The organism is Neisseria sp. P0021.S005 (genome assembly GCF_051956955.1).
Map to the genome: position 1 here is coordinate 1 of NZ_JBQCWY010000076.1, position 10,114 is coordinate 10,114.

The following is a 10,114-nucleotide window of genomic DNA, read 5'->3' on the forward strand; positions in this document are numbered from 1 at the left end:
ATAAATTCGTCCGCATCCAGCGGAAAAACGAAATCTATCGCTTCATCTTTTGCTACAAGCTGCTTCATAAGCAGGTTTACCAATTGCTCTTGATTGTACTTGAGCGCTTGATATTGATAGATAAATATCGGCAAACCTTCTTCTTTCAATTGAATCAGGATTTCCCTTGTTCCATCGCTGCTGCCGTGATCGATGATGTGCATTTCATCCATCAGCTCGAGATTATGACGGACAAACGATTCGATAACGTCGTTTTCGTTGCGCACCATGCTGATGCTGATTAGTTTTTTTCCCATAAATTATGCAATGTATTGATAGGTTTTAATCATTTTTCAGACGGCCTTAATCCAGCCGGCAATGCGTTTTTCAATCGCTTCGGCACTCAAACCCAAGTCGTCCAGCAGTTTTTTCGGGTCGCCGTGTTCGGTAACTTTGTCTTCTACACCCAACAGCAACACCGGTTTGCAGATGCCGTGTTTCGCCAACACTTCCAACACCGCGCTGCCTGCGCCGCCTTGTTCGGCATTCTCTTCAGCGGTAACGATGTAGTCATGGCTTCGGGCAAGACGGACGATCAGTTCTTCATCTATCGGTTTGACAAAGCGCATGTCGGCAACGGTCGCGTTCAGCTTGTCGGCGGCGGTCAATGATGGGGCAACCATGCTGCCAAAGGCGATAATGGCAATTTTCTCGCCTTCGCGACGGATGATGCCTTTACCGATTTCAACGGTTTCCAGGCCGTCTGAAACGGTTGCGCCCGTGCCTGTACCGCGCGGATAACGGACGGCAGACGGCGAATTTGCCTGATAGCAGGTTGAGAGCAGCAGGCGGCATTCGTTTTCGTCGCTTGGTGCGGCAATAATCATATTCGGCACGCAACGCAAAAAGCTCAAGTCGTACAAACCGGCATGGGTCGGGCCGTCTGCACCGACAATACCTGCACGGTCGATGGCGAACAAAACAGGTAGGTTTTGCAAAGCAACGTCATGTACCAACTGGTCGTAAGCGCGTTGCAGGAAAGTGGAGTAAATCGCCACGACGGGCTTGATGCCTTCACATGCCAAACCGCCGGCAAAGGTAACGGCGTGTTGCTCGGCGATGCCGACGTCGAAATAGCGGTCGGGGAATCGCTGTTCAAACTCAACCAAGCCGCTGCCCTCGCGCATGGCAGGCGTGATGGCAACCAAACGCTCGTCAGCCGCCGCTTGGTCGCACAGCCATTGGCCGAAAACTTGCGTATAAGTCGGTTTAGCCGCGGCAGGTTTGACTTCCGGCGCAGGCACTTCGCTCGGCAGCTTGGAGACAGCATGGTATTTGACAGGGTCGTTTTCGGCGAATTTGTAGCCGTTGCCTTTTTTGGTGATGACGTGCAGCAACTGAGGGCCTTTGCGGCCGCGCAAGTCTTTTAATACGTCCACCAGATTTTCAACGTTGTGGCCGTCCACCGGGCCGGTGTAACGGAAACCGAAGTTTTCAAACAAAGACAGCGACTGTTTGGCATGTTCCGCTTCGCCTGCCAAGGTTTTGATTTTGTTTTCGACTTTTTGGGCAAGCTCCATCGCTCCGGGCAATTTATCTAATACTTTGCTCGATTGGGCTTTGATGGTGCTCAATAGGCCGTGCATATCGCGCACGACGTTGCTGGCAAGATATTTCGGCAGCGCGCCGACATTGGGGGAAATCGACATTTCGTTGTCGTTGAGGATAACCAGCAAATCGACATCCATATCGCCTGCGCAGTTCAGGGCTTCAAACGCCTGACCCGCCGTCATGGCGCCGTCGCCGATGATAGCGACGCTGCGGCGGTTATTGCCCAACTGTTTGTCCGCAACGGCCATGCCCAAAGCCGCGCCTATGGATGTGGAAGAATGCCCCACGCCGAACGCGTCGTATTCCGACTCGCTGCGTTTTGGGAAACCCGCCAAACCGCCGTATTGGCGCATGGTGTGCATTTGATTTTTGCGGCCGGTGAGGATTTTGTGCGGATAGCTTTGATGGCCGACATCCCAGACCAAATGGTCTTCTGGCGTGTCGTACACATAATGCAGCGCCACCGTCAGCTCGACCGCGCCCAAGTTACTGGCGAAATGGCCGCCCGTCTTACCGACGGAATCCAACAGAAATTCGCGCAATTCGGCGGCGACTTGCGGCAGCTGTTTTTTCTCCAGACAGCGCAAATCCTGAGGCGTATCGATAATATCGAGCAAAGGGCTTGGGTTCATGATTTTTGGCGGTGATTTTTTGTGTAACGGACGATTATATCAAGAGATTGCACAACTTGTTACAAATGCTTTCAGACGGCCCGAACCTTTATCCTTTATAATACTGCCAACTGAAAACACAAGGCCGTCTGAAATGACCCAAAACGCAAACAACCTCTGCTGGCTCGATATGGAAATGACCGGCCTCAACCCGGAACACGACCGCATTATCGAAGTCGCCATGATCATTACCGATTCCGATTTGAACGTACTGGCACAATCGGACGTTTACGTCATCCATCAAAGCGACGAGTTGCTCGACGGCATGGACGAGTGGAACACCGCCACCCACGGCCGCACCGGTCTGACCCAACGCGTGCGCGAATCCAAACTGACCGAAGCTGAAGTCGAGCAAAACCTGTTGGACTTCATGTCCGCATGGATACCCGAGAAATCCACGCCCATGTGCGGCAACTCCATCCATCAAGACCGCCGCTTCATGGTCAAATACATGCCGCGTTTGGAAGCCTATTTCCACTACCGCAACTTAGACGTGTCCACGCTGAAAGAGTTGGCCAAACGCTGGAATCCGGCCGTCGCCAAAAGCGTGGTCAAACGCGGTTCGCACAAGGCATTGGACGACATCCTCGAAAGCATCGAAGAAATGCGCCATTATCGCGAGCATTTCCTCAAACTCCCTTCCGAACAATAATCCCAAGGTCGTCTGAAACAGGTTTTACACCGTTCAGACGGCCTCATCAGCTTCCCTCATCTCATGAAAATCACCAAAATTTTTACCTTCGATTCCTCGCACATGCTCGACGGGCATGACGGCAAATGCCAAAACCTGCACGGCCACACCTACAAACTCGAAATCACTGTCTCCGCGCCCGTTATCCAAGGCGGCGCAAAAGACGGCATGGTGATGGACTTTACCGACCTGAAAGCCATCGTCAAACAACACATTACCGACCCGTTCGACCATGCCTTCATCTATCACGGCAACAACGAACGCGAAAGCCAAATCGCCGCGCTTTTGGAAGGCTGGAACATGAAAACCCTGTGCCTGCCCTGCCGCACCACAGCCGAAAACATGAGCGTAGAAATGTATGGCCGTCTGAAAAACGCCGGTGTCAAAGTGTGCAGCGTGAAATTATGGGAAACGCCGACTTCATGTGCGGAATATGAAAGAGAATAAACCGGCATTTTGTATTTTTCAGACGGCCTGTTCCCCAAACACACCCATCCGCTAAACATCAAAAGGAATCTTCATGAAAATCATCTCCACCCTCCTCGTCCTCTTCATCGCTGTCGAACATTTCTACATCGCCTGGCTCGAAATGACGCAAATCCCAAGCGAAAAAGCGTCAGAGCTGTTCAATATGCCTTACGAATTTATGGAACAAAAACGCGTACAAACCCTGTTTTCCAACCAAGGCCTGTACAACGGCTTCCTCGCCATCGGCTTGGTATGGGCTCGCTTTGCCGCACCTGACAACGCCGTTTACGGCGCGACCATCCTGTTCCTCGGCTTTGTCCTCATCGCCGCCGCATGGGGCGCGTTTTCATCCGGCAATAAAGGCATTTTGCTCAAACAAGGCTTGCCGGCATTTTTGGCCGCAGCAGCCGTCATTGCCGCTTAAGCACACACCAGCCATTCTTTCCTATTGAACTGACAGAAAGAATGGCTGCCTCAACCGATTTCTCAAAACGCTTCACCACAACGATTCAATCCCGCACACCCGACATTCATGACCATTCACATCACGCCGAACAATCCCCAATACCGCATTGTCGAAATATTTGAAAGCCTGCAAGGCGAAGGCTGGAATACAGGCATGCCCGCCGTTTTCATCCGTTTGGGCAAATGCAATCTCGCGTGCAGCTGGTGCGATACCGACTACCTCAAATTCGGCATGATGAGCCTGTCCGATATTTTGGGCCGTCTGAAAACCTACACGGCGCGCAATATCATCATTACCGGCGGCGAACCCACCATCCAACCGCATTTGGATACCCTGCTCAACACACTCAAAGCCGAAGGCTATTTCCTGTGTATCGAAACCAACGGCCTCAACCCCGCACCGCCGCAAATCGACTACGTTGCCACCAGCCCTAAAGCCTGCTACGCCGCCAAATATGAATCCGGCTGCATCGAAAAAGCCGACGAAGTGCGCATTGTTGCCGACGGCGATGTCATTGCGTTTTGCCAAGAGATGGAACGCAAAATCCGCGCCCAACATTACTACCTCTCGCCTTGCGAGCAAGACGGTGTGATGAATATCTACGACACCATCCGCCAAATCGGCGTATTAAACAGCCGACCCGACGCCCCCGTCCATTGGCAATTGAGCGTACAAACGCATAAATGGGCAGGAATAGAATAATTCGTTTGAAATCAATTAAAAACAAAACCTTTACAAAATATTGAATGTAAATACCATTCGATATTCGACCAAATGCACTACTGGCAAAGCTCTCAGGCCGTCTGAAAACCCAATTTCAGACGGCCTTTTTTGTTACAAACCTCTTGACCGATTACATAAGATTACGTAAAGTGTGCAACAGTTTTCATAAATTGGTAAAACCAATTTACCTGATAACTGGTTGCATCTAAAAAAGTGGCAATCTTTATTCGAAAAACATCTATTACTCAACACATCGCATCAAACCGCCATTGATTGACGGTTATGGTGCCCGTTGCCCCGAGGATATTCCTATGGCTCTCTTTCTCAGTATTTTTCCCATCGTGCTGCTGATTTGGCTGATGGTTAAGAAAAACAGTATGCCGTCCTATGTCGCGCTACCGATTACCGCCGCGCTGATTTATGCCATCAAACTGTTTTATTTCGGCGACAATGCCATGTTGCTCAACGCAACGGCAGCGTCCGGCCTCGTCTCTACCCTGACCCCGATTACCGTGATTTTCGGTGCCATTATGTTCAACCGCATGATGGAAACCACCGGCTGTATCGACGTCATCCGCAAATGGCTGGCTACCATCAGCCCGAATCCGATTGCCCAGTTGATGATCATCGGCTGGTCTTTCGCCTTTATGATTGAAGGCGCATCCGGTTTCGGTACGCCTGCCGCCATTGCCGCGCCAATCCTGATGAGCTTGGGCTTCAACCCGTTAAAAGTAGCCATCTTCACTTTGGTCATGAACTCCGTACCCGTGTCCTTCGGTGCAGTAGGTACCCCGACTTGGTTCGGCTTCGCGCCTTTGGGCTTGGATCAAAAGAGCATTATGGAAATCGGTATGCAAACCGGCGTAATGCACTTCTTTGCTGGTTTCATCATCCCTGTGATCGGCTTGAGCTTCATCGTACCTTGGGCTGAAATCCGCAAAAACTTGGGCTTTATCGGTATCGCCGTATTCTCCTGTACCCTTCCTTACGTTGCATTGGCAATGGTCAATGAAGAATTCCCATCTCTGGTTGCCGGCGCAATCGGCCTGATGGTTTCCGTATTCGCAGCAAACCGCGGCTGGGGCTTGAGCAAAGATTACGCCAAAGACCCGAATGCAGAAAAAGTACCTTTCGCACAAGTTGCCAAAGCACTGGCTCCTTTGGGTATGCTGATCGGCATGCTGGTGGTCACCCGCATCAAACAGCTGGGCATCAAAGGCCTGCTGACCAGCAAAGAAGAATGGTTCAGCTTCCAACTGCCGTTTGATTTGTCCAAAATCACCGTCAGCGACTCCCTGACCATCACCTTCGGCAACATCTTCGGCCAAGGCGTCAACGCTTCCTACCAAACCCTCTACGTTCCGGCTTGGATTCCGTTTGTCTTCACCGTTTGGATTTGCATCCTGCTGTACAAAACCAAATTCAAAGACGCATGGTCTTTCTACGCTGCAACCTTCAACCAAACCAAAAAACCTCTGCTTGCCCTGATGGGTGCGCTGATTATGGTTCAACTGATGATGGTTGGCGGCGACGACTCCATGGTGAAAATCATCGGTAAAGAATTTGCCAATATGGCCGGCGAACACTGGGTGTACTTCTCCCCATACTTGGGTGCAATCGGTGCATTCTTCTCAGGCTCCAACACTGTATCCAACCTGACCTTTGGTCCGATTCAACAACAAATCGCGCTTGATACCGGCCTGTCCGTTACCCTCATCCTCGCCCTGCAATCCGTTGGCGGCGCAATGGGCAACATGGTCTGCATCAACAACATCATCGCCGTGTGCAGCGTGTTGAACGTAAACAACGCCGAAGGCGCCATCATCAAGAAAACTGTGATCCCGATGAGCATCTATGGCATCATCGCTGTGACTATCGCTTCAATTTTCTTCTTGTAAACAGCTTCATATCAAAGGCCGTCTGAATATTCAGACGGCCTTTTTTGTATTCTTTCGCTATATTTCTTAAAGAATCATTAATGTATATATTCCGCAACAACCCGCATCACCACTTTGCAACACCAAATTACGAACAACTTTCTATTAATAAACAATCGGGTAAGCATAAGTAAACACTGTTTTGCAATTTACCTAATTGCCACTACCGACAAAACGCCTAAAATACGCTTCATCTGCAAACGGAAACCCTTTCTCACTTTGCAAGATAACACACAACCCTCATATGGAGCTTAGATCATGAAATTACTTTCTGTTATCACTGCAGCCACATTGGCTACTGTTTCCTTCTCTGCTGCCGCTGCGCCTGCCGGCTTCGTTTCTTACCGTTGTGACGGCGGCAAATCACTGAACGTGATGTACGGTTTCGACCGCAGCGGTCGCGCAGTTACTGCCGACGTAAACGCCGGTGGTAAAAAAGCCTCTTTGGTTGTCGACAAAAAACGTTCTGACAGCACTGGCACTACTTTCACCAACCGTCGCGGCTATGTAATGTCTGCCGGTTTCATCGACAAAAACACCCACACTACTTCTGAAGTAGTTGGCGTGAACGCCCCTAACGGCTCATTCCTGGTGAAAAACTGCGAACCACGTCCACGTTAATCCCAGTCTTCCTATTTAGCCGAATCATCCCGGTTTGATAGAAAGGCCGTCTGAAAAACAATTTTCAGACGGCCTTTTGATTCAAGCCTATAAAAAAGAGCGTGTACCCTACACGCTCTTTTTGTTTGTTTTCCGAATCAAATACGCATCGGCATTACGATGTATTTGAAGTTCGGATTGTTTGGCACGGTAAACAGCGTTGAACGGTTAGCATCGCCGAAAGCAAGCTGCATATCGTCGGAGTGGATGTTACGCAACACGTCCATCAAGTAGCCGATGTTGAAACCGACTTCCAGTTCTCCGCCTTGGTAAGCGATTTCCAGCTCTTCGCGCGCTTCTTCCTGCTCGTTGTTGCTACATACGACACTCAGCAAACCAGGCTGCAGAAACAGTCGTGCGCCGCGGAATTTTTCATTGGCAAGAATGGCGGCACGTTCAAGCGCACCCAAAAGCTGGGTACGGGACACGAGGAAAATCTTGTCGTTATCCAAAGGAATCACGCGGTTAAAGTCAGGGAACTTGCCGTCGATGACTTTGCTGACAATAGTCGTGCCATTGCATTGGAAGCGTACTTGATTGTCCAAAAGCTCAACGGTGATGGACTCGGACGGATTGTTCAACAGCTTGAAGAGCTCCAATACCGTTTTGCGCGGCAGGATCACTTCCGTTTTCGGCAGTTCTGCCTCAATTTGGCTGGCCGCATAAGCAAGGCGGTGGCCGTCGGTTGCAACAAGGCGCAATTGGTTTCCTTCAACCTGCATCAGCAAGCCGTTGAGGTAATAGCGGATATCTTGAACCGCCATGCTGTATTGCACTTGCGAAAGCATGGTTTTGAAGGTTTCTTGAGTCAGCGAGAAAGTCGCGCTGACGTCGCTGCCGACGTTCATCAACGGAAAGTCTTCAGCAGGCAGGGTTTGCAGGGCAAAACGGGATTTGCCCGCGCGCAAAGTCAAACGGTTGTCCGCCCAATCCAGTGACACCAACGCACTGTCAGGCAGGGCGCGCAAAATGTCTTGGAATTTTTTAGCGTTGGTCGTAATGCGGAAATCGCCTGCCTGACTTTCAGGGCCGGCGGTATTGATTTGGATTTCCAAGTCGGTTGCCAAAAGTTTGGTTTGTCCGTCTTTGCTTTCCAGCAACACATTGGACAAAATCGGCAGAGTATGGCGACGTTCGACAATACCGGTAACGGCTTGCAACGGCTTGAGCAGACTGTCGCGATCGGCTTGTAAAATCAGCATGTTCCATTCCTTTGAATTTGAAATCGGTTGATTTGGGTATTTTAAAATATTTTTTGTATTCAGACGGCCTCACATTGACATCAGGCCGTCTGAATATTGCATTGGGTCAGTTCTGAATCAAAATCAGCAGTTTTTCGTAGTCTTGTGCCAATTCGGGATCTTCTTCACGCAGTTTCGCCACCGCTTTGACACCGTGCATCACGGTCGTGTGGTCGCGGCCGCCAAAGGCATCGCCGATAGAAGGCAGGCTGAGCGTGGTCAGCTCTTTGGTCAGGCTCATGGCAACTTGGCGCGGACGGGCAATGTTGCGCGTACGTTTTTTGCCTAATATATCGCTGATTTTAATACGGTAGTATTTGGCTGTCGCATCGATGATGATGTCTGCGGTAATGACTTTGTGTTTTTCGGCAATAATATCCTGTAAAGCCGTACGCGCCAAATCCATGTCGATGACAGGACGATTCATAAAACGGCTGCTGGCGCTGACACGGTTGAACGCACCTTCCAGCTCACGCACATTGGAGCGGATCAGATTGGCGATAAACAGAGCGGCTTCGTCTTCGATACTGATACCGGCTGCTTCTGCCTTTTTCTGCAAAATCGCCACGCGCATTTCCAATTCGGGCGGTTCAAGTTCCAACGTCAAACCCCATGAGAAACGGGATTTGAGACGGTCGTCCATGCCCTCGATTTTGGCAGGCAATACGTCGCACGTCAGAATCAGCTGTTTTTTCTCGTTGTGGAAATGGTTGTACAGATAGAAGAATTCTTCCATCGTGCGGTCTTTGCCTTTGATGAACTGAATATCGTCGATAATCAGCAGGTCATATTGTTTGTATTGTTGCTTGAATACATCGTAAGTATTGTTGCGCACAGCCTTCATAAAGCTGCGGATATAGTCGTCCGAGTGCATATAGCGCACTTTGGCATCAGGACGGTTTTTCAACAATTCGTTGCCGATGGCCTGCACCAAGTGGGTTTTACCCAAACCAGTACTGCCGTATAAGAAAAACGGGTTGTAGCCCTGCCCCGGATTTTCAGCAATCGCTTGGGCGGCTGCGGCGGCAAGGCGGTTGCCCTTACCTTCCACCAAAGTTTCAAATGTATAGTCGCGCGACAGATTGGTCTGTTCGTAGCGCGCTTCTTCCGCATCGTGTTGTGCGTCGGTTTTGGCTTTGGCAACTGCTTTAGACTCAGCCGGAGCGGCAGTTTGCACTTGAGGCTCATGCGGCAGGTTTTTCATGCGTTGTGCCAAAATCTCGGCAGCCGTCATGGCAGTGGCAGGCTTGGAAACCGTTTCAGACGGCCTATCTTCTTCCATTGGCGCAGCAGTTTGCAAAGGCATTTGAACAGGCTCTACAAATTCTTCAACTTCAATGACTTCTTGCACTTGCACCGGCGCAACAGTCTGAGCCGCCATTTCATAATGCGTACCTACGCCCGGCTTAAACGCGAAAGCAGCCTGCTGAGGCACCAATTCGGCACGCACGGCGTCAATTTTGGCGGCAAACTGGCTTTTGAGCATATTGCAGGCAAATTGGTTTTTACCATACACCACCCATACGCCGTTTTCTTCGCTCACGGTCAAAGGCGCAATCCATTGCGCAAACTGCCCGGCAGGCAACATTTCGTGAAGGCGGCAAAGGCACAGCGGCCAAAATTCAGCTAACGTCATGAGATTAAGCTCGGAAAATGGAAGATTTGGG

10 protein-coding genes are annotated in these 10,114 nt (G+C 50.4%); 6 read left to right on the forward strand and 4 right to left on the reverse strand.

The window, feature by feature from the left end; translation table 11 throughout:
* On the reverse strand, positions 1–296 hold a 296-nt coding region (locus ACTHUE_RS06475; protein WP_440423138.1), incomplete at its 3' end, for a glycosyltransferase family 2 protein.
* A gap of 36 nt (positions 297–332) precedes the next feature.
* On the reverse strand, positions 333–2,222 hold the full coding sequence (gene dxs, locus ACTHUE_RS06480; RefSeq protein ID WP_004520402.1) for a 1-deoxy-D-xylulose-5-phosphate synthase: 1,890 nt from the start codon (positions 2,220–2,222) through the stop codon (positions 333–335).
* Positions 2,223–2,355: 133 nt separating this feature from the next.
* Between dxs and orn the strand changes: the two genes are divergently transcribed.
* The 6 genes from orn (at position 2,356) to ACTHUE_RS06510 (ending at position 7,167) form a co-directional block, all read left to right on the forward strand.
* Positions 2,356–2,913 (forward strand): oligoribonuclease, encoded by a 558-nt coding sequence (gene orn / locus ACTHUE_RS06485; RefSeq protein ID WP_039862353.1) that lies wholly within the window; start codon positions 2,356–2,358, stop codon positions 2,911–2,913.
* Between the two features lie 63 nt (positions 2,914–2,976).
* Positions 2,977–3,399, forward strand: coding sequence for a 6-carboxytetrahydropterin synthase QueD (gene queD, locus ACTHUE_RS06490; RefSeq protein ID WP_440361204.1), 423 nt, complete (start codon positions 2,977–2,979; stop codon positions 3,397–3,399).
* 73 nt (positions 3,400–3,472) lie between these two features.
* Positions 3,473–3,844 carry a DUF1304 domain-containing protein gene (locus ACTHUE_RS06495; protein ID WP_440361205.1) on the forward strand — a complete coding sequence of 124 codons (372 nt, stop codon included), beginning with the start codon at positions 3,473–3,475 and terminating at the stop codon, positions 3,842–3,844.
* Between the two features lie 108 nt (positions 3,845–3,952).
* The gene (locus tag ACTHUE_RS06500) at positions 3,953–4,588 is read left to right on the forward strand and encodes a 7-carboxy-7-deazaguanine synthase QueE (protein ID WP_440361206.1); all 636 of its coding nucleotides are present in this window, start codon (positions 3,953–3,955) and stop codon (positions 4,586–4,588) included.
* Between the two features lie 332 nt (positions 4,589–4,920).
* On the forward strand, positions 4,921–6,507 hold the full coding sequence (locus ACTHUE_RS06505) for an L-lactate permease (protein WP_070587511.1): 1,587 nt from the start codon (positions 4,921–4,923) through the stop codon (positions 6,505–6,507).
* A gap of 297 nt (positions 6,508–6,804) precedes the next feature.
* Entirely contained in the window at positions 6,805–7,167 is a 363-nt protein-coding gene (locus tag ACTHUE_RS06510; protein WP_440361207.1) for an ACP-like domain-containing protein, read from the forward strand.
* Between the two features lie 137 nt (positions 7,168–7,304).
* Here ACTHUE_RS06510 and dnaN read toward each other — a convergent pair whose 3' ends face one another.
* On the reverse strand, positions 7,305–8,408 hold the full coding sequence (gene dnaN, locus ACTHUE_RS06515; RefSeq protein WP_004520410.1) for a DNA polymerase III subunit beta: 1,104 nt from the start codon (positions 8,406–8,408) through the stop codon (positions 7,305–7,307).
* A 106-nt stretch (positions 8,409–8,514) separates the two neighbouring features.
* Entirely contained in the window at positions 8,515–10,083 is a 1,569-nt protein-coding gene (dnaA, locus tag ACTHUE_RS06520) for a chromosomal replication initiator protein DnaA (RefSeq protein ID WP_049343534.1), read from the reverse strand.
* Positions 10,084–10,114 lie beyond the last annotated feature (31 nt).

Coding starts and splice junctions, on each gene's coding strand:
- ACTHUE_RS06510 (WP_440361207.1), top strand. CDS start 6,805: ATGAAATTACTTTCTGTTATCACTGCAGCCACATTGGCTACTGTTTCC.
- queD (WP_440361204.1), top strand. CDS start 2,977: ATGAAAATCACCAAAATTTTTACCTTCGATTCCTCGCACATGCTCGAC.
- dnaA (WP_049343534.1), bottom strand. CDS start 10,083: ATGACGTTAGCTGAATTTTGGCCGCTGTGCCTTTGCCGCCTTCACGAA.
- orn (WP_039862353.1), top strand. CDS start 2,356: ATGACCCAAAACGCAAACAACCTCTGCTGGCTCGATATGGAAATGACC.
- dnaN (WP_004520410.1), bottom strand. CDS start 8,408: ATGCTGATTTTACAAGCCGATCGCGACAGTCTGCTCAAGCCGTTGCAA.
- dxs (WP_004520402.1), bottom strand. CDS start 2,222: ATGAACCCAAGCCCTTTGCTCGATATTATCGATACGCCTCAGGATTTG.
- ACTHUE_RS06505 (WP_070587511.1), top strand. CDS start 4,921: ATGGCTCTCTTTCTCAGTATTTTTCCCATCGTGCTGCTGATTTGGCTG.
- ACTHUE_RS06495 (WP_440361205.1), top strand. CDS start 3,473: ATGAAAATCATCTCCACCCTCCTCGTCCTCTTCATCGCTGTCGAACAT.
- ACTHUE_RS06500 (WP_440361206.1), top strand. CDS start 3,953: ATGACCATTCACATCACGCCGAACAATCCCCAATACCGCATTGTCGAA.